The organism is Dellaglioa sp. CoH-56-MRSF-10, from assembly GCF_056782175.1.
Genome location: NZ_JBXAYF010000126.1, coordinates 1 through 261, shown reverse-complemented (window position 1 = coordinate 261; position 261 = coordinate 1). Strand labels below are relative to the sequence as shown.

Here is a 261-nt window from a genome sequence, read left to right as displayed (position 1 = left end):
ACGTGCCTGATTTGCGTGGCGTGTCCAAGTTTGCTGCTCATCCGGGATCATCATACGTGATTCGGACGGGACTCCACGCTTCTGGAACGCCACCCAATTACTCAGTGTGCTACAGCAGAGCTGCGTTGACGCCCGGATATCACCTTCAATGAGATACACCAATTCCACGGCTTCATCACGAAGGTATTCGAGTTCAGTTTCCGGAAGCGTGAGGCCCTTCAGGATATTGCACATGAATTCCGAGTAGTCGCTGTTTTCTCC

General features: G+C 52.1%; 1 protein-coding gene. It reads right to left on the bottom strand.

Annotated features, from left to right (window positions below; translation table 11 throughout):
- Positions 1 to 261, bottom strand: a 261-nt coding sequence (locus AC1RP4_RS08045; RefSeq protein WP_481763284.1) for a hypothetical protein, incomplete at both ends; no start/stop codon positions are given.